The organism is Streptomyces sp. NPDC057287 (assembly GCF_042667905.1).
In the GTDB taxonomy this organism is placed as follows: domain Bacteria; phylum Actinomycetota; class Actinomycetes; order Streptomycetales; family Streptomycetaceae; genus Streptomyces.
The window spans coordinates 53,968-73,643 of the sequence record NZ_JBHUYV010000029.1 but is presented as its reverse complement, the minus strand read 5'-3'; the positions used below and the strand labels follow the sequence as shown (position 1 = coordinate 73,643).

The 19,676-nt window shown below is 72.1% G+C and carries 14 protein-coding genes; 13 read left to right on the top strand and 1 reads right to left on the bottom strand.

Annotation, left to right across the window (positions count from 1 at the left end):
* Nucleotides 1-60 precede the first annotated feature (60 nt).
* On the bottom strand, nt 61-1,401 hold the full coding sequence (gene gabT, locus ACFUNE_RS36090; RefSeq protein WP_383576952.1) for a 4-aminobutyrate--2-oxoglutarate transaminase: 1,341 nt from the start codon (nt 1,399-1,401) through the stop codon (nt 61-63).
* 244 nt (nt 1,402-1,645) lie between these two features.
* Between gabT and ACFUNE_RS36085 the strand changes: the two genes are divergently transcribed.
* The 13 genes from ACFUNE_RS36085 to ACFUNE_RS36025 all read left to right on the top strand — a co-directional run bounded on the left by ACFUNE_RS36085 (nt 1,646) and on the right by ACFUNE_RS36025 (nt 19,546).
* Nucleotides 1,646-4,015, top strand: a complete 2,370-nt coding sequence (locus tag ACFUNE_RS36085; RefSeq protein ID WP_383576950.1) for an ATP/GTP-binding protein — start codon at nt 1,646-1,648, stop codon at nt 4,013-4,015.
* Nucleotides 4,016-4,161: 146 nt separating this feature from the next.
* Entirely contained in the window at nt 4,162-5,739 is a 1,578-nt protein-coding gene (locus tag ACFUNE_RS36080) for a PucR family transcriptional regulator (RefSeq protein WP_383576948.1), read from the top strand.
* Nucleotides 5,740-5,894: 155 nt separating this feature from the next.
* Nucleotides 5,895-7,340 (top strand): aldehyde dehydrogenase family protein, encoded by a 1,446-nt coding sequence (locus ACFUNE_RS36075; RefSeq protein WP_383576946.1) that lies wholly within the window; start codon nt 5,895-5,897, stop codon nt 7,338-7,340.
* Between the two features lie 184 nt (nt 7,341-7,524).
* A complete protein-coding gene (locus tag ACFUNE_RS36070) occupies nt 7,525-9,471 on the top strand; it encodes an acyl-CoA dehydrogenase family protein (protein ID WP_383576944.1) in 1,947 nt (648 codons plus the stop codon).
* Between the two features lie 113 nt (nt 9,472-9,584).
* Complete coding sequence (gene aroA / locus ACFUNE_RS36065) at nt 9,585-10,826, top strand: 3-phosphoshikimate 1-carboxyvinyltransferase (protein ID WP_383576942.1); 1,242 nt, start codon at nt 9,585-9,587, stop codon at nt 10,824-10,826.
* A 41-nt stretch (nt 10,827-10,867) separates the two neighbouring features.
* The gene (locus tag ACFUNE_RS36060; protein WP_383576940.1) at nt 10,868-11,362 is read left to right on the top strand and encodes a nucleotidyltransferase domain-containing protein; all 495 of its coding nucleotides are present in this window, start codon (nt 10,868-10,870) and stop codon (nt 11,360-11,362) included.
* 123 nt (nt 11,363-11,485) lie between these two features.
* Nucleotides 11,486-12,208, top strand: a complete 723-nt coding sequence (locus ACFUNE_RS36055) for a hypothetical protein (RefSeq protein WP_383576938.1) — start codon at nt 11,486-11,488, stop codon at nt 12,206-12,208.
* A gap of 61 nt (nt 12,209-12,269) precedes the next feature.
* On the top strand, nt 12,270-13,523 hold the full coding sequence (gene dxr, locus ACFUNE_RS36050; RefSeq protein ID WP_383576936.1) for a 1-deoxy-D-xylulose-5-phosphate reductoisomerase: 1,254 nt from the start codon (nt 12,270-12,272) through the stop codon (nt 13,521-13,523).
* Nucleotides 13,520-14,830, top strand: a complete 1,311-nt coding sequence (locus tag ACFUNE_RS36045; protein ID WP_383576934.1) for a M50 family metallopeptidase — start codon at nt 13,520-13,522, stop codon at nt 14,828-14,830. The genes dxr and ACFUNE_RS36045 overlap by 4 nt, the downstream gene beginning before the upstream one ends.
* A 181-nt stretch (nt 14,831-15,011) precedes the next feature.
* Nucleotides 15,012-16,169, top strand: coding sequence for a flavodoxin-dependent (E)-4-hydroxy-3-methylbut-2-enyl-diphosphate synthase (ispG, locus tag ACFUNE_RS36040; RefSeq protein ID WP_103513666.1), 1,158 nt, complete (start codon nt 15,012-15,014; stop codon nt 16,167-16,169).
* 152 nt (nt 16,170-16,321) lie between these two features.
* Nucleotides 16,322-17,167, top strand: coding sequence for a GNAT family N-acetyltransferase (locus tag ACFUNE_RS36035; protein WP_383576932.1), 846 nt, complete (start codon nt 16,322-16,324; stop codon nt 17,165-17,167).
* A 30-nt stretch (nt 17,168-17,197) separates the two neighbouring features.
* The gene (locus ACFUNE_RS36030; RefSeq protein WP_383576930.1) at nt 17,198-17,773 is read left to right on the top strand and encodes a GNAT family N-acetyltransferase; all 576 of its coding nucleotides are present in this window, start codon (nt 17,198-17,200) and stop codon (nt 17,771-17,773) included.
* Between the two features lie 72 nt (nt 17,774-17,845).
* The gene (locus ACFUNE_RS36025) at nt 17,846-19,546 is read left to right on the top strand and encodes a proline--tRNA ligase (protein ID WP_383576928.1); all 1,701 of its coding nucleotides are present in this window, start codon (nt 17,846-17,848) and stop codon (nt 19,544-19,546) included.
* Nucleotides 19,547-19,676: the final 130 nt, after the last annotated feature.

Genomic DNA, 19,676 nt, shown 5'->3' with positions numbered 1-19,676 from the left:
ACCCCCACGCCGGCCCCCGCTCCCGGGAGCGGCGGCCGGCGTCGGCGTGATTCGCACGGATCAGAGGCGCGCGAACGCCTGCTCGATGACGTCCAGGCCCTCGTTCAGCAGGTCCTCGCCGATGACGAGCGGCGGCAGGAAGCGCAGGACGTTGCCGTATGTGCCACAGGTCAGCACCAGCACTCCTTCGGCGTGGCAGGCCTTGGCCAGCGCCCCGGCGGCAGCCGCGTCGGGCTCCTTCGAGCCCGGCTTGACCAGCTCGATCGCGATCATGGCGCCGCGGCCGCGGATGTCACCGATGATGTCGCCGTTGGGCAGCTTCGACCGCATCTCCGCGAGGCGGCCCTTCATGACCTCCTCGATGCGCCTGGCCCTGGCGTTCAGGTCCAGCTCACGCATCGTCTCGATGGCGCCGAGCGCACCCGCGCAGGCCACCGGGTTGCCGCCGTACGTCCCCCCGAGGCCGCCCGCGTGGGCGGCGTCCATGATCTCGGCGCGGCCGGTCACCGCGGAGAGCGGGAGGCCGCCCGCGATGCCCTTGGCCGTGGTGATCAGGTCGGGCACGATGCCCTCGTCCTCGCAGGCGAACCACTGGCCGGTGCGGCAGAAGCCCGACTGGATCTCGTCCGCGACGAAGACGATGCCGTTGTCCTTCGCGAACTGCGCGATCGCCGGGAGGAAGCCCTTGGCCGGCTCGATGAAACCGCCCTCGCCGAGGACCGGCTCGATGATGATCGCGGCTACGTTGTCCGCGCCGATCTGCTTGGTGATCTCGTCGATGGCCTGAGCGGACGCCTCGGCTCCGGCGTTCTCCGGGCCGGTCGGCCAGCGGTAGCCGTACGCCACGGGCACGCGGTACACCTCGGGCGCGAACGGGCCGAAGCCCTGCTTGTACGGCATGTTCTTCGCCGTCATGCCCATGGTGAGGTTCGTGCGGCCGTGGTAGCCGTGGTCGAAGACGACGACCGCGGTGCGCTTCGTGTACGCACGGGCGATCTTCACCGCGTTCTCGACCGCCTCGGCGCCCGAGTTGAACAGCGCGGACTTCTTCGCGTGGTCGCCCGGCGTCAGCTCGGCGAGCTGCTCACAGACCTCGACGTACCCCTCGTACGGCGTGACCATGAAACAGGTGTGGGTGAAGTCGGCGAGCTGGGCCGTGGCGCGGCGCACGACCGCTTCCGCGGAGGCGCCCACGGAGGTCACGGCGATGCCGGAACCGAAGTCGATCAGGCGGTTGCCGTCCACGTCCTCGATGATTCCGCCACCTGCCCGAGCGGTGAAGACCGGCAGCGTGGAACCCACACCTGCGGCGACCGCCGCGACGCGGCGGGCCTGCAGCTCGGCCGACTTCGGGCCGGGGATGGCGGTGACGACGCGGCGCTCCTGCGGGATGTCGGACATGCGGGGCTCCTGGGGGTGTTTCGGACGCTTCTGTTTCTGCAGGCTAGGGGCGGGCGAGGGCAGCGGTCATGCTCCGATCGGGAGTGGTGGGGGCGTGTCCTTGTCCGCGGCGGACAGATGCCCGGTGAGCAGGTCGGACGGCATCTCCGCCGGGCCGTACGGCCGCATGGCTGAACTCCCCGTGCCCGGGCACTAGATTGGCCGGTGCAGAAGGCGGACCTGGCTGGTCAGGGGGCAGCGGTTCATGGACACCGAAGGCACGTACGACGCACGGGGCAAGGGCACCGACCGGGTGCCCCGCCCTGCCGGGCCACCGCCCGCGGCGCCACCGCCTCCCGCGTACGCCCCGCACCCCCGGCACCCGTCGGCCGGGGACGGCGGTGTCGAGGCATGGCTCCGCACCCCGCGTCCCGTACGGGAACCGGGCGTATGGCGCTACGGGCACACCCCGCGGCCGCCCGAGAAGCCCGAGGGCGTGTCCGACCGCTCGCTGCTGGTCGGCGTGCTCATCTCCGTGCTCAGCGGACTGCTCGTGTGGTCGCTGTGGCGCAACGGGTACATCCCCTACCGGCTCGTCCCGCTGAAGCTGTTCACCCCCGGGGACTGGTGGTACGCCGGTACGTTCGGCGGGCCCCGGACGATCGAGGGCGCCGACGCCCTCACGGTCTACGAGGCCGTCCTCTTCGGGCTCCTGGTCTACGCGTGCGGGCGCCTGGGCAACTGGCCGGAGATCTTCCGGCGCCATGTCGCCGGCCGGGGGCAGCCCTTCCTCGCCCTGGCCACCGCCGCCGGCGGCGCCCTCGCCGAGCTCCTCGTGTGGAAGGACGGCGTACCGGTCGTCCGGCCGGTCCTGATCCTCGTCGCCTCGGTGGCGGGCGGCGAGATCTACCAGAGCCAGGCCGTCGTCAACGTGATCTACACCCTGATCGCCCTCGGGGTGCTCTGGCCCTTCGCCCGGCTCGGCCACTGGCGCCGACTGCTCGCCGACCGGTTCGGGAAGGGCGCCGCCACGGCGCCCCGGGCCCCGGCCGCACCCCCGGACGCACCCACCCCCGAACAGTGGCCCGAGCTCCGCGCGGCGGGACGCACGGACGCTGCCGACGCGCTCACCGCCGAGGTGCGCACCGGGCGGATGAACGACGTCGACGTCGCACGGCTGCGCCACGCCTGGGCCGTGGGCCGGGGGCGCCCGGAGCGCCTCGACGCGCTCGACGAGGCCGTCCTGCGCGCCGGCGGCGCTGCGGCCCTCCACCCCTCGGGCGCCCGCGACCTGCCGCTCCGCACCGCCCGGCACGACCTGCTCACCGGTCAGGTCCGGCTCGGGAGCTGCGCGGAGGACCCGCACAACCCCTACGCCCGCCGGGGTTCGGGCATCGCACTGGAACCCGCGCTGCTGGGCACCTCGCTGCTGGCGGTGGGCCCGCCCGGGGCGGGCAAGTCCGCGCGGCTGGTGCGGCCCGTCGTCGAGTCGCTCGCCCTGCAGGCGCTCGCCGGCCGGGCGGCGGTGCTCGCCGTCGGCGGCGCCGGGGGAGAGCTCGGTCCGGACGACGCGTTCGACGTCGTGGTGCGGATCGGTGACCCGGCCTCCGTGCACGACTTCGACCTGTACGGCGGTACTACCGATCCCGACGAGGCCGCGAGCGTGCTCGCCGAGGGACTGGTCGGAGACGTGGCCCACCTGGACAGCCGTCGTGCCGCCACCGTTCTCGCCCAGCTGCTCGGCCCCTACCGGGCCGTCCACGGGCACTTCCCCGGCGTTCCGGCGCTCCGTGAACTCCTGGACGGGGACCTCGCCGCCGTCGACGCGCTGCGGGAGGCGCTCGCGGCGGGCGGCCGTCAGGCCATGCTGCGCGAGCTGGAGGCCCGCACGCGGCAGAAGGGCGGCGCCGGAGACCCCGGACCGGTGCTCGCCGATCGGATCGCGCTGCTCGACCGGCCCGCCTTCGCGCCGTTCTTCACCACCGGGCAGGAGGCCCGGCCCTTCTCGCTGCGGTCCCTGGAGCACCTGCCGCTGCGGGTCCGGATCGACCTGCCGGAACGGGCCCACGCGGAGGCGTCACGGCTCCTCACCCGGCTCGTCCTCGCCCAGTTCACGGCGATCGCCGCCGCCCGCGCCGACCGGTCGCTCTTCGTCTGCCTGGTTCTCGACGACGCCACGCAGGCGGTCACCGCGGAGACCGTCCGGGGCGTCCGGCGGCTGCGCTCGGTCAACGCGGGAGCGGTGCTGACCCTGCGCACCGTCGACGACGTCCCCGAGGGGCTGCACACCGCGCTGCTGGGGGCGGTCGGCTGCTGCATGGCGTTCAGCGGGGTCACCACCTGGGACGGCAAGCGCTTCGCCGAGGTGTGGGGCAAGGAGTGGGTGGAGACCCGTGAGGTCGCCCAGCACGCGGTCTTCGCCGACCAGCCGTTCACCCGCGCCCTGCACGGGCTGCGCAAACTCGTCACAGGCAAGGCAGTGACCAGGGACGCCGTGACCGTGCGGCGGGTCGAGCGGGAGCGCTGGTCCGCGTCGGAGCTGGCCTACCAGCTGCCCGCCGGTCACGCGGTCCTGTCGCTGACCACGGTGGACGGCGAACACGCACCCCCGCTCCTGGTCGAGCTGGGCGGCTGAGCGGGAGGTTACGGGGACCCTTCCGCCCTGGCAGAATTGAACGCGGCCGTCTGTACGGGGCGGCGCATTCGGGCCGTCCGTGCGGGGCGGTCCAGCGAGCCGTCCGTACGGACGGCGTCATCGACTCCCAGAGGTCCGGCGGTCCCATGCCTCCCACTCTCGCCTCGCTCGTCCAGCACTCGGCGCTCAAGCTCACCGTCCGGGCCGGCGCCGACCGGCTCGGTACCCCCGTGCGCTGGGCACACGCCAGTGAGCTCGCCGACCCGGTCCCGTACATGGACGGCGGCGAGCTGCTCCTCGTCACCGCGACCAACCTGGACGCCCGGGACCCGGCGACGATGCTCCGCTACGTACAGAGGCTGGCCGGTGCGGGGGTCGCCGGGATCGGCTTCGGGGTGGGCGTCACCTACGAGGAGATCCCGCCGGCGCTCGTCGACGCCGCCGAGGAGACGGGCCTGCCGCTCCTGGAGGTGCCCCGGCGCACACCGTTCCTCGCCATCAGCAAGGCCGTGTCCGCCGCGATCGCCGCCGACCAGTACAGATCCGTCACCGCCGGCTTCGAGGCCCAGCGGGAACTGACCCGGGCGGCTGTCGCCGGGGACGGCCCCGCCGAACTGCTCACCCGCCTTGCCGCGCACGTCGACGGCTGGGCCGCCCTGTACGACTCCTCGGGCGCCGTCGTCGCCGCCGCGCCCGACTGGGCGGCACGCCGGGCCGCCCGGCTCACCCCCGACGTGGAGCGGCTGCGGGACCGCCCGGCCCCGGCCAGCGCCGTCGTCGGCGACACCGACAGCGACGACCGGGTCGAACTCCAGTCGCTGGGCACCGGCCGCCGGCACCGCGGGGCGCTTGCCGTCGGCACGGGGGCTGCGCTCGGCACGGCGGAGCGCTACGCGGTGCACTCCGCCGTCGCCCTGCTGACGCTGACCACGGCCCGTTCCCGCGCACTGCAGGGCGCGGAGCAGCGCCTCGGAGCCGCGGTCCTGCGCATGCTGCTCGCCGGCGAGTCCGACCACGCACGGGCCGTCGCCGGAGACCTGTACGGCGGGCTGCTCGACGCCCCCTTCCGGCTCCTGATCGCCGAGGCCCCGGCCCCCGCGGGGACGGAACTGCTCGCCGAGACGATGGAGGCCGCCGCCTCCCGCTCCGGCGAGACGCTGCTGATGGTGCCCGAGGGCGAACGCCTCATGGTCCTCGCCGTGGACGGCGGCGCGGCGGTCGAGGCCTGTGCGGCCCATGCCCGGGCAGCGGAAGACCGGCCGCCGCGCGAGCCCGGTGCCGACGAGGCGGACGTGGTCGTCGGCATGTCCGCCCCCTCCGGGCCGATCGCCGTCTCCGCCGCGTACAAACAGGCGGAGCAGGCCCTGTCGGTCGCCCGCCGCCGGGGCAGGGCCCTGGTCGAGCACGAGGAGCTCGCGGCGGGTTCCGTCCTGCCGCTCCTCGCCGACGACGCCGTACGGGCCTTCGCCGACGGGATGCTGCGTCCACTGCAGGAGCACGACGCGAAGGGCCGCGGCGACCTGGTCGCCTCGCTCCGCGCGTGGCTCTCCCGGCACGGCCAGTGGGACGCGGCCGCCGCCGACCTGGGCGTCCACCGCCACACCCTGCGCTACCGGATGCGCCGGGTGGAGGAGATCCTGGGCCGCTCCCTGGACGACCCGGACGTACGGATGGAGCTGTGGCTGGCCCTGAAGACGACAGCCGCCTCCTCGGGCACGCAGTAGCACCCGCCCGCTACGACAAACCGGCGCACCGGCCTCCCCCTCCACTCCACACAGGACAAGCCGCATCCGCGCCCGCTCGCCCTACGGTGGGGCCGAAGGGCGCCCTCGTGGTGCCCGGCGATCGTGTTCACCACCCCCGAAGGGCCGGAACCGCCATGACTTCCACCCACGCCTTCTGGCTCGCCGGCCGCCAGGCCACCGGCGAGGACAGCTTCGACGTCACCAACCCGTACGACGGCCGCCTCGTCGGCACGGTCGCCGTGCCGACCGACGCCCAGGTCGAGGAGGCCGTCGCCGCCGCGTACGCGGTGCGCGAGGAGTTCGCCGCGACCCCGGCGCACGTACGGGTCGCCGCGCTCGACCACGTCGTACGCCGCCTCGCCGAGCGGACCGAGGAGATCGCGCAGCTGATCTCCGCCGAGAACGGCAAGCCGATCAAGTGGGCCCGCGGCGAGGTCGGCCGCGCCGTCTCCGTCTTCCGTTTCGCCGCCGAGGAGGCCCGCCGCTTCAACGGCGGCGACGCCCAGCGGCTGGACACCGACGCGGGCGGCACCGGCCGCCTCGGACTGACGAGGCGCTTCCCGCGCGGCCCCGTCCTCGGCATCGCGCCCTTCAACTTCCCGCTGAACCTGAGCGCCCACAAGGTCGCCCCGGCCATCGCCGTCGGTGCGCCGATCATCCTCAAGCCGGCGCCGGCCACCCCGATCTCGTCCCTGATCCTGGGCGAGCTGCTGGCCGAGACGGACCTCCCGGCCGGATCCTGGTCCGTGCTGACCGTGCCCAACGACAAGATGCCCGCCCTGGTCCAGGACGAGCGGCTGCCGGTGATCTCCTTCACGGGATCCGGACCGGTCGGCTACTCGATCATGGAGTCGGTGCCCCGCAAGCACTGCACCCTGGAGCTCGGCGGCAACGGCGCGGCCGTCGTCCTCGGCGACTACGCCTCGGAGGAGGACCTGGACTGGGCCGCGACGCGCATCGCGACCTTCTCCAACTACCAGGGCGGCCAGTCCTGCATCTCCGTCCAGCGCGTGATCGCCGACGCCACCGTGTACGACCGGCTCGTCCCGAAGATCGTCGCGGCCGTCGAGGCCCTGGTGACCGGTGACCCCTCCGACGCGGCCACCGACGTCGGCCCGCTGGTCAGCGAGGACGCCGCCCGCCGGGTCGAGTCCTGGGTCGACGAGGCCGTCACCGCCGGCGCCACGCTGCTGACCGGCGGCAAGCGCGACGGCGCCACCTACGCGCCGACGGTCCTCACCGAGGTCCCGTCCACCACCACCATCGCCGACGAGGAGATCTTCGGCCCGGTGCTGCACATCGAGAGGACGGACGGGGAGGCCGAGGCCTTCGCCGCCGTCAACGCCTCCAGGTACGGACTGCAGGCGGGCGTCTTCACCCATGACCTGCAGACCGCCTTCCGTGCCCACCGCGCCCTGGAGGTGGGCGGCGTGATCATCGGCGACGTGCCCTCCTACCGCGCCGACCAGATGCCGTACGGCGGCGCCAAGCAGTCCGGAGTGGGCCGCGAGGGCGTGCGCTACGCCATGGACGACTACACCTACGAGCGGGTCCTCGTCCTCACCGGCCTGGCCCTGTAGCGGGAACCGCGGAACGAACCGGCCTGAGCCCGCTGTGCGGGGGCTCAGGCCGGTTCCGTATGCCCTCGGGAGGCCGCCGCACGGTGGTGGGGGAGGCCCGGATCGGGTAGATACGGACAAGTGACACCGATCGGCACGCGTACGGCCCGACCCATATCCCGACTCGCGGCGAGGTGAGCTCCTCATGTCCGCCCCATCCGACATCCCCCAGGCCCCCAAAGTCACCGAGCGCGAAGCCCGGCAGGTGGCCGAGGCCGCCCGCGAACAGGACTGGCGCAAGCCGAGTTTCGCCAAGGAACTCTTCCTCGGACGCTTCCGGCTGGACCTGATCCACCCCCACCCCCAGCCCGCTCCGGACGACGTACGGCGCGGCGAGGCCTTCCTCGCCCGGCTGCGCGAGTTCTGCGAGACGCGGGTCGACGGCGCCCTCATCGAGCGCGAGGCCAGGATCCCCGACGAGGTGATCAACGGCCTCAGGGAACTCGGCGCCCTCGGCATGAAGATCGAGACCAAGTACGGCGGCCTGGGCCTGACCCAGGTCTACTACAACAAGGCGCTCGCACTGGCCGGTTCGGCGAGCCCCTCGATCGGCGCGCTGCTCTCCGCCCACCAGTCCATCGGAGTACCGCAGCCGCTGAAGATGTTCGGCACGCAGGAGCAGAAGGACGCCTTCCTGCCCCGCCTCGCGCGGACGGACATCTCCGCCTTCCTCCTCACCGAACCCGACGTCGGCTCCGACCCGGCCCGGCTCGCGACGACGGCCGTGCCCGACGGGGACGACTACGTCCTGGACGGTGTGAAGCTCTGGACGACCAACGGGGTCGTCGCCGACCTGCTCGTCGTCATGGCCCGGGTCCCCGGGTCCGAGGGCCACAAGGGCGGCATCACCGCCTTCGTCGTCGAGGCCGGCTCCCCGGGCATCACCGTGGAGCACCGCAACGCCTTCATGGGCCTGCGCGGCATCGAGAACGGCGTGACCCGCTTCCACCAGGTGCGGGTGCCCGCGGCCAACCGCATCGGCCCCGAGGGCGCCGGCCTCAAGATCGCCCTCACCACGCTCAACACCGGCCGCCTCTCGCTGCCCGCCATGTGCGTCGGCGTCGGGAAGTGGTCCCTGAAGATCGCCCGGGAGTGGACGGCGGTCCGCGAGCAGTGGGGCAGGCCCGTCGCCCGGCACGAGGCGGTCGGCGCGAAGATCTCCTTCATCGCCGCGACCACCTTCGCCCTCGAAGCGGTCGTGGACCTCTCCTCGCAGATGGCCGACGAGAGTCGCAACGACATCCGCATCGAGGCGGCGCTCGCCAAGCTGTACGGCTCCGAGATGGGCTGGCTGATCTCGGACGAGCTCGTCCAGATCCGCGGCGGACGCGGCTTCGAGACCGCCGCCTCGCTCGCCGCCCGCGGCGAACGCGCCGTCCCCGCGGAGCAGATGCTCCGTGACATGCGGATCAACCGGATCTTCGAGGGCTCCACGGAGATCATGCACCTGTTGATCGCCCGTGAGGCCGTCGACGCCCACCTCAAGGTCGCGGGCGACATCATCGACCCCGACAAGCCGCTCTCGGACAAGGCTAAGGCGGGCGCCAACGCCGCCGGGTTCTACGCCCGATGGCTCCCGAAGCTGGTCAGCGGGCCCGGACAACTGCCGAGCTCCTACTCCGAGTTCCGCGTACCGGGACACCCCGACCTCTCCGCGCACCTGCGGTACGTCGAGCGCTCGTCCCGCAAGCTGGCCCGCTCCACCTTCTACGCGATGTCCCGCTGGCAGGGACGCATGGAGACCAAGCAGGGCTTCCTCGGCCGGATCGTCGACATCGGCGCCGAACTCTTCGCGATGAGCGCGGCGTGCGTCCGGGCCGAGCACCTGCGGGCCGACGACGACCACGGACGCGAGGCGTACCAGCTCGCCGACGTCTTCTGCCGGCAGTCCCGCATCCGGGTGGAGGAGCTCTTCAACCGGCTCTGGTCCAACACCGACGACATCGACAGGCGCGTCGTCGACGGTGTCCTCTCGGGGACCTACACCTGGCTGGAGGAAGGGGTTCTGGATCCCAGCGGCGAAGGTCCCTGGATCGCGGACGCCACCCCCGGCCCGGCCACCGGGGACGACGTCCACCGAACCGTCCGCTGAACCCGGCACCCCGCTGAGTCCGGCACCCCGCTGAACCCGGCACCCCCGCGGGCCCCGTCCACTGCCCGGACGGGTCCCGCGGGCACGTGCGCCGCAGGGCAAAATGGACGCCCGTGACCTTCATCGAGATCCCCGGCTCCAAGTCCGTCACCGCCCGCGCCCTGTTCCTGGCCGCGGCGGCGGACGGCACCACCACCCTCCTGAGGCCCCTCCACTCGGACGACACCGAGGGGTTCACCGAGGGCCTGATCCGCCTCGGATACGACGTGAGGCGGGAGCCGGACCGGTGGCACGTCGAGGGGCGTCCCTCGGGGCCCGCCGCCGAGGACGTCGAGGTCCACTGCCGCGACGGGGCCACCACCGCGCGCTTCCTGCCGACGCTCGCCGCCGCCGCGGCCACCGGCACCTACCGCTTCGACGCCTCCGCGCAGATGCGCCGCCGGCCCCTCGCCCCGCTCACCGAGGCCCTGCGCGCCCTCGGCGTCGACCTGCGCCACGAGGGGGCGGAGGGCCACCACCCGCTGACCATCGAGGCGTCGGGCGTCAAGGGCGGCGAGCTCACGCTCGACGCCGGGGAGTCCTCCCAGTACCTCACCGCCCTGCTCATGCTCGGCCCGCTGACCGCCGAAGGCCTCCGGATCGACGTCACGGAGCTGGTCTCCGCGCCCTACATCGAGATCACCCTCGCGATGATGCGCAGCTTCGGCGTCGAGGTCGCCCGGGAGGGGAACACCTTCACCGTCCCGCCCGGGGGCTACCGCGCCGCCACGTACGCCGTCGAACCCGACGCGTCCACCGCGAGCTACTTCTTCGCCGCGGCAGCCCTCACCGGCCGCGAGGTCACCGTCCCGGGCCTCGGCACGGACGCGCTCCAGGGCGATCTGCGCTTCACCGACGTGCTGCGCCGCATGGGAGCCGACGTCCGCACCACCGCGGACTCCACGACCGTCAGCTCCTCCGGCCGGCTCTCCGGTCTGACCGTCAACATGCGTGACATCTCCGACACGATGCCCACGCTCGCCGCGATCGCGCCGTTCGCCACCTCGCCCGTACGGATCGAGGACGTCGCCAACACCCGGGTGAAGGAGTGCGACCGGCTGGAGGCCTGCGCGGAGAACCTGCGGAACATGGGGATCACCGTGCACACCGGACACGACTGGATCGAGATCCACCCCGGTACCCCGCGCCCCACCGAGATCGTCACCCACGGCGACCACCGCATCGTGATGTCGTTCGCCGTCGCCGGGCTGCGCGCACCCGGCATGAGCTACGACGACCCCGGCTGCGTACGGAAGACCTTCCCCCGTTTCCACGAGGAGTTCGCCGCGTTCGTGGCGGGCGGTGCCGCCCGGTAATGACGGTGCGTTCCGGCGGGGGGCGGACTACGGTCGCCCGCATGATGTCCCGGAACGATGTCCTGTCCGTCCTGGCCCTGCTGCGCGGAGCGGGCGCCGACGTGGTGATCGCCGGGGGCTGGGGCATCGACGCCCTGCTCGGCGAGGAGACCCGCGAGCACCGAGACCTGGATCTGCTGCACGTCCGTGAGCAGGAGCCGGCGGTCGTGGCGGCCCTGGAGTCGGCCGGATACACCGAGACGCTGGATTGGCGTCCTGTCCGCTTCGTGCTCAGCCACCCCTCCGGGCCGGAGATCGACCTGCATCCGCTGGAGTTCGCCGCGGACGGCTCGGCCGTCCAGTCGTCCCCGGACCCCGCCGAGCCGTTCCGCTACCCCGCCTCCTGCTTCGTCACGGGCACCGTGGGCACGACCGCGGTGCGCTGCCTCTCCGCCGAGCAGCAGGTCCTGTTCCACCAGGGCTACGAACCGGCCGAGCGCGATGTGGCGGACATGCGGCGGCTGAGGGAGAAGTTCGGCATCGATACGCGTTTCTGACTCCCGGATGCCGCACAATCGAGCCTCGGCCGCGACCGGACACCGGTCCCGGCCCGTCAACAGGAGACAGGGGCAGGGATGTTCGGGGTGTACGGGGCGGGTGGCCGGCGAGGTGCGGCGGCCGTGGGATGCGCGGTGCTGGTCCTCACGGGTCTCACCGGATGCGGTGGCGACGACGAGAACGGCAAGGGCGGAGCCAAACAGACGTCCGCCGCCCCGCGCCCGGCGGACACGGCGGACACGGCCGGCGCGCTCACCGAGGCGCAGCTCACCGCCGTCGCCCTTACCGACGGGGAGCGGGCCGGCGAGCTCACCGTGTCCGAGTACGCCCTGGAGGGGCCGCTCGGTGACGCCTACACTGCCGACCCGGCCGTCTGCCAGCCGCTCGTCAGCCTCGCCGGTGACGTCAGCGGCCACGAACCGGTCGCCCAGGTGCAGCGCAAGGCGGACAAGCCCGAGGAGATGCTCGGTGTCACCGTCGACGTGACCCTCCGCTCGTACGCCGGCGGTGGGGCGGCGAAGGTCATGAAGTCCCTGGACAAGGCGGGCCGGGACTGCGCCGGCGGGTTCACCGAGGAACGGGCCGTCGCCCGCGCCAGGTACGAGAAGGCCGAACCCGCCGCGCTGCCGTCCTTCGCGGACGAGGCCGACGGGGCGAAGGCCTACCGCTTCACCGTCCTCGACGTGAAGGGGAAGCTGAAGCTGTACGAGTACCTCACCGTCCTGCGGTCCGGATCGACCACCCTCGCCTTCCGTGCGGAGATCCTGGGCACTGAGGACATCGGCGGGGTCCCGGAGGACGTCATGGCCGCCCAGTGGAAGAAATTCCGTGCCGGGCGGGCCTGAGGCACGCGCTGACAGGGACGCCCTGTCAGCGCGCACAGCGGATGCGGCAACAATGGGGGTCATGAGCGACAGCCCCTCACCCCTCGCCGATCCGCATCGTCTCTTCGACGCGACGGAAGGCCGCCGGGATCTGGTGATCCTCGGCTCCACCGGGTCCATCGGTACCCAGGCCATCGACCTGGTCCTGCGCAACCCCGGCCGTTTCCGCGTCACCGCCCTCTCCGCCGCGGGCGGCAGGGTCCGGCTCCTCGCCGAGCAGGCGCGGCAGCTGCGGGTGCGCTCGGTCGCGGTCGCCGACGAGGCCAAGGTGCCGGCGCTCACCGAGGCCCTGCGTGAGGAGTACGGCGCGGGGGAGCCGCTCCCGGAGATCCTGGCCGGTCCCGACGCGGCGACCGATCTCGCCGCGAGCGACTGTCACACGGTGCTGAACGGCATCACCGGCTCGATCGGCCTCGCCCCCACGCTCGCCGCGCTGAAGGCGGGCCGCACCCTCGCCCTGGCCAACAAGGAGTCGCTGATCGTCGGCGGCCCCCTGGTGAAGGCGCTGGCCGCCCCCGGGCAGATCATCCCGGTCGACTCCGAGCACGCCGCGCTCTTCCAGGCCGTCGCCGCGGGTAAGCGGGCCGACGTCCGCAAGCTGGTCGTGACCGCCTCCGGCGGGCCGTTCCGCGGCCGTACGCGCGCCGAGCTGGCCGACGTGACCCGGGAGCAGGCCCTGGCGCATCCGACCTGGGCCATGGGGCCGGTCATCACGGTCAACTCCGCGACCCTGGTCAACAAGGGGCTGGAGGTCATCGAGGCACACCTGCTCTACGACATCCCGTTCGACCGCATCGAGGTCGTGGTCCACCCGCAGTCGTACGTGCATTCGATGGTGGAGTTCACCGACGGTTCCACCCTCGCCCAGGCGACCCCGCCCGACATGGGCGGGCCCATCGCCATCGGCCTCGGCTGGCCCGAGCGGATCCCGGACGCTGCCCCCGCCTTCGACTGGACGAAGGCCTCCAGCTGGGAGTTCTTCCCGCTCGACACCGAGGCGTTCCCCTCGGTCGGGCTCGCCCGTCACGTGGGCACCCTCGGCGGCACGGCGCCCGCCGTGTTCAACGCGGCCAACGAGGAGTGCGTCGACGCGTTCCTGTCCGGACGGCTGCCCTTCAACGGCATCATGGATACGGTCACAACGGTGGTGGCCGAACACGGCACCCCCGCCGCGGGAACTTCACTGACGGTCGCGGACGTCCTGGAAGCGGAGACCTGGGCACGGTCCAGGGCCCGCGAACTCTCGGCGGCAGCGACAGCGGAGGCGCACGTATGAGCATGACGACGATCCTGATGACGATCCTCGGGATCGCCATCTTCGCCGTGGGTCTGCTGTTCTCGATCGCCTGGCACGAGCTGGGCCACCTGTCGACGGCCAAGCTCTTCGGCATCAGGGTGCCCCAGTACATGGTCGGCTTCGGGCCGACGGTCTGGTCCCGCAAGAAGGGCGACACCGAGTACGGCATCAAGGCCATCCCCGCCGGCGGCTACATCCGCATGATCGGCATGTTCCCGCCGGGGCCCGACGGCCGGATCGAGGCGCGATCCACCTCACCGTGGCGCGGCATGATCGAGGACGCCAGGTCCGCCGCCTTCGAGGAGCTCGAGCCGGGCGACGAGACGCGCCTCTTCTACACGCGCAAGCCGTGGAAGCGCGTGATCGTGATGTTCGCCGGGCCCTTCATGAACCTGGTCCTGGCCGTCGCGATCTTCATGGGCGTGGCCATGACGTTCGGCTTCCAGACCCAGACCACCGAGGTCGCGGGCGTCCAGCAGTGCGTGATCGCGCAGAGCGAGAACCGCGACACCTGCAAGGACTCGGACCCGGTCTCGCCGGCCAGGGCCGCGGGGCTTCAGGAGGGCGACACGATCGTCGCCTTCAACGGACAGAAGATCGACGACTGGGCCACCCTGTCGGACAGGATCCGGCAGACCGTCGGCCCCGCCACCATCACCGTGCAGCGCGACGGCCGGGAACAGACCCTGAACGCCGTGCTGAAGAAGAACGCCGTCGCCAAGAAGGACGCCGACGGCGAGGTCGTCCCCGACCAGTACATCAGCGCCGGTTACCTCGGCTTCGCCGCCAGGACGGAGATCCTGCCGCTCTCCTTCGGGGACTCGGTGGTCCGCATGGGCGACATGATCGAGAACGGCGTCGACTCGATCATCGCCCTGCCCTCCAAGATCCCCGACCTGTGGAGCGCGGCGTTCGGCGACGGCGAGAGGGCCGACGACTCACCGGTCGGTGTGGTCGGCGCGGCCCGGATCGGCGGCGAGGTGATGAACCTCGACGTCCCGGCCCAGAACCAGATCGCGATGATGCTGTTCCTGCTGGCGGGCTTCAACCTCTCGCTGTTCCTGTTCAACATGCTGCCCCTGCTCCCGCTCGACGGAGGGCACATCGCGGGCGCGCTCTGGGAAGCCCTGCGCCGCAACGTGGCCAAGGTCTTCAGGCGGCCCGACCCCGGGCCCTTCGACGTGGCGAAGCTCATGCCCGTCGCCTACGTGGTCGCCGGCATCTTCATCTGCTTCACGCTGCTGGTGCTGGTCGCCGACATCGTGAACCCGGTGAAGATCACCTGACGTCCCACACGTCTCAGAGGTTGCGGCCGGCCACACAGGTGGTGTCCGGCCGCACACCTACGAGCGGTTTGACGGCACGGGTGCGCCCCGTTCCGCTCCGGTGCCGTAACCTCGAATCCTGGAGTCCGCCGTTCTCGGTACCTCGATCCACACTGATCCACACCTTGGGGATGCTCAGCGCATGACTGCGATTTCTCTCGGAATGCCCGCCGTTCCGACCAAGCTCGCCGAACGACGCGTCAGCCGTCAGATCCAGGTCGGCACGGTCGCGGTCGGCGGGGACGCCCCCGTGTCGGTGCAGTCGATGACGACGACGCGTACGTCGGACATCGGCGCGACGTTGCAGCAGATCGCCGAGCTGACGGCGTCGGGCTGCCAGATCGTGCGGGTGGCGTGTCCGACGCAGGACGACGCCGACGCCCTGGCGACGATCGCGAGGAAGTCGCAGATCCCCGTGATCGCGGACATCCATTTCCAGCCGAAGTACGTCTTCGCGGCGATCGACGCCGGCTGCGCGGCGGTCCGGGTGAACCCGGGCAACATCAAGCAGTTCGACGACAAGGTCAAGGAGATCGCGAAGGCGGCGGGAGACGCGGGCACCCCGATCCGTATCGGTGTGAACGCGGGCTCGCTCGACGCGCGGCTCCTCAAGAAGTACGGCAAGGCGACGCCGGAGGCGCTCGTGGAGTCGGCGCTGTGGGAGGCGTCGCTCTTCGAGGAGCACGGCTTCAGGGACATCAAGATCTCGGTCAAGCACAACGACCCGGTCGTCATGGTGAACGCCTACCGCCAGCTGGCCGCACAGAGCGACTACCCGCTGCACCTCGGTGTCACGGAGGCCGGCCCGGCGTTCCAGGGGACCATCAAGTCCGCTGTGGCGTTCGGCGCTCTGCTCTCCGAGGGGATCGGGGACACCATCCGGGTGTCGCTGTCCGCCCCTCCGGCGGAGGAGGTCAAGGTCGGCCTGCAGATCCTGGAGGCGCTGAACCTGAAGCAGCGGCGTCTGGAGATCGTCTCGTGCCCGTCCTGCGGGCGTGCGCAGGTGGACGTCTACAAGCTGGCGGACCAGGTGAGCGCGGGCCTGGAGGGCATGGAGGTCCCGCTGCGGGTCGCCGTCATGGGCTGCGTCGTGAACGGCCCGGGCGAGGCCCGTGAGGCCGATCTGGGTGTGGCGTCGGGCAACGGCAAGGGCCAGATCTTCGTGAAGGGCGAGGTCATCAAGACCGTCCCGGAGTCGAAGATCGTGGAGACGCTCATCGAGGAAGCCATGAAGATCGCGGAGCAGATGGAGAAGGACGGCATCGCCTCGGGCGAGCCCCAGGTCTCCATCGCGGGCTGACCCCACGCGCCCTCCGGTGCCCCGCAGGCGCGGCCTGCGGGGCACTGCTGCGTTCTCGGCCTGCTCCCACCTGCCTTTACCCCTGCGGGGCGGCACCCCACAGCCTTGTTGGGTACAGTGCGGACATCAGCAGACTGTTTGGTGAGGCCCCAGTGTTGACGCAGACCACTACCCGGGTCCTCGACCCCGGCGAGCTCCCCGCCGCGCTCGCCATCCTCGAGAGCGAACCCGTGGACAACGCGTTCGTCACCTCCCGCGTCCAGATCGCCGGGCTCGATCCCTGGCGTCTCGGCGGAGAGATGTGGGGCTGGTACGCGGACGGCCGACTGCGCTCACTCTGCTACTCCGGGGCCAACCTCGTGCCCATCTGCGCCACCCCCGAGGCCGTCAGGGCCTTCGCCGACCGCGCCAGGAGAGCCGGCCGCCGCTGCTCCTCGATCGTCGGCCCGGCGGGCCCCACGGCCCAGCTGTGGCGCCTGCTCGAACCGAGCTGGGGCCCCGCCCGCGAGGTCCGGCCCAACCAGCCGCTCATGGTGACCGAGCACCCCTCGGACGAGGTCGCGCCCGACCCGCTGGTGCGCAGGGTCCGCAAGGAGGAGATGGACGTCCTCATGCCGGCCTGCGTGGCCATGTTCACCGAGGAGGTCGGCATCTCACCGCTGGCGGGCGACGGCGGGCTCCTCTACCAGGCGCGGGTCGCCGAGCTGATCAGCAGCGGCCGGTCCTTCGCCCGGATAGAGGACGGCAAGGTCCTCTTCAAGGCGGAGATCGGCGCGGCCACCTCCCGCGCCTGCCAGATCCAGGGCGTCTGGGTGGCTCCCGAGGCCCGGGGGCGGGGACTCTCCGAAACGGGCATGGCGGCCGTCCTGGACCACGCGCTCCGCGATGTGGCACCGGTCGTCAGCCTGTACGTGAACGACTACAACACCGCCGCGCGCAGGGCGTACAGCCGTGTCGGCTTCCGCGAGACGGGCACGTTCATGAGCGTGCTGTTCTGACCCGCCGGTACGGCCAGTAGGGTTCCCCGCATGGCAGCAGCAACCCCCGCGTCCCCCCGGGGCTCCGGGACCCCCGACATCGTGGTCGGACCGCTCGACCTCGCCGCCCGCGTCGACGAGGCACTCGCCGTGCAGGCCCTCGCCTTCGGCCTCACCCAGGACGAGATCGACGTACGCCGCCATATCGTGCTGCGGCACCTCGACCATCCGAGGGCGGGCGCCTTCGGGGCCACCGCCGCGGACGGACGGCTCGTCGGGTTCGTCTACGGGCTGCCGAACGACCGGGCGCACTGGTGGTCCACCGTCGTCGAGCCGTATCTGCGCGCCACCGGGTCCGAGGGCTGGCTCGACGACTCGTTCGTGATCACCGAACTCCACGTCCACCCGGAGTTCCAGCAGCGCGGCATCGGCCGCAGCCTGATCACCACCATCACGGACGCCGTCGACCTGCCCCGCTCGATCCTCTCCGCGATCGACACCGAGAGCCCCGCCCGCGGCCTCTACCGCACCCTGGGCTACCAGGACCTGGCCCGGCAGGTGCTCTTCCCGAGTGCGCCCAAGCCGTACGCGGTGATGGGTGCGCCCCTCCCGCTGCGCCGCGGCTGAGGAATCGATTTCCGCCCGCGCGGGCCCCCCGGCTAACCTCGGGCTCACCACCCTTCCGAGCAGGAGTTCATCATGGCCCAGGTCCAGCGCATGTCCCGATTGATGATCAAGACACTGCGCGACGACCCGGCGGACGCCGAGACGCTCAACCACAAGCTCCTCGTCCGCGCCGGTTACGTACGCCGCACCGCGGCCGGCATCTGGTCGTGGCTGCCGCTCGGCAAGAAGGTCCTGGAGAACATCACCCGAGTCGTCCGCGAGGAGATGGACGCCATCGGCGGCCAGGAGGTCCTCCTCCCCGCGCTCCTGCCCAAGGAGGCGTACGAGGCGAGCGGCCGGTACGACGAGTACGGCGACCTGCTGTTCAGGCTCCAGGACCGCAAGGGTGCCGACTACCTCCTCGGCCCCACCCACGAGGAGATCTTCACCCAGGTCGTCAAGGACATGTGCTCGTCCTACAAGGACCTGCCCGTGATCCTCTACCAGATCCAGACCAAGTACCGCGACGAGGCCCGCCCCCGCGCCGGTGTGCTGCGCGGCCGCGAGTTCCAGATGAAGGACTCGTACTCCTTCGACACCACCGACGAGGGCCTGGCCGAGGCCTACCAGCTGCACCGCGCGGCGTACATCCGGATCTTCGACCGCCTCGGTCTCGACCACCGCGTCGTCTCCGCGGTCTCCGGCGCCATGGGCGGTTCCGCCTCCGAGGAGTTCCTCGCCCCCGCCCCCGCCGGTGAGGACACCTTCGTCGACTGCCCCAACTGCGACTACGCCGCCAACACCGAGGCCGTGACCTACAGGGCCACGGCGGCCGACGCCTCGGCGACCGGCCCGGTCGAGGAGCTGGACACCCCCGACACCCCGACCATCGAGACGCTCGCCGCCCACCTCGGCGTCCCGGCCTCCGCCACCCTGAAGAACCTCCTGGTCAAGGTCGACGGCGAGATCGTGGCCGTGGGTGTGCCCGGCGACCGTGAGGTCGACCTCGGCAAGCTCGGCGAGCACCTCGCCCCCGCCGTCGTCGAGCTCGTCACCGCCGAGGACTTCGTGGGCCGCCCCGACCTGGTGCGCGGCTACGTCGGCCCGCAGGGCCTGGAGAAGGTCCGCTACATCGCCGACCCCCGCGTCGCCGCGGGCACCGCCTGGATCACCGGCGCGAACAAGGAGGGCACGCACGCGAAGAACGTCGTCGCGGGCCGTGACTTCGAGATCGACGACCACCTCGACGTCGTCGTCGTCGAGGCGGGCGACCCCTGCCCCGAGTGCGGCGCCGGCCTCCAGGTGGACCGTGCCATCGAGATCGGTCACATCTTCCAGCTCGGCCGCAAGTACGCCGACATCTTCTCCCTCGACGTCCTCGGCCAGCAGGGCAAGCCGGTCCGCGTGACGATGGGCTCGTACGGCATCGGCGTCTCCCGCGCGGTGGCCGCCCTGGCCGAGCAGACCGCCGACGACAAGGGGCTCTGCTGGCCCCGCGAGATCGCCCCGGCCGACGTGCACGTCGTCGCCGCCGGCAAGGCTCTCCAGACGGAGCTGGCACTCGACGTCTCCGAGAAGCTCGGCGCCGCGGGCCTGCGCGTCCTGGTCGACGACCGGCCCGGTGTCTCGCCGGGCGTGAAGTTCACCGACTCCGAGCTCATCGGCGTCCCGAAGATCCTGGTCGCCGGCCGCCGTTCGGCCGAGGGCGTCCTGGAGCTGAAGGACCGCCGCACGGGCGAGCGCGAGGAGCTCACCGTCGACGAGGCGATCGCGCGCCTGACCGACCAGGGCTGACCTGCCGGACAGCAGAGGGGGGGGCGGCGGGGGGCGGGGGGGGGCCGCCCGCACCCGGGGCCCCCCCCCCCGGCCCCCCAACCCCCACCACGCCCGACCCAGCCACCACCCCCCCCCCCCCCGCCCCGGC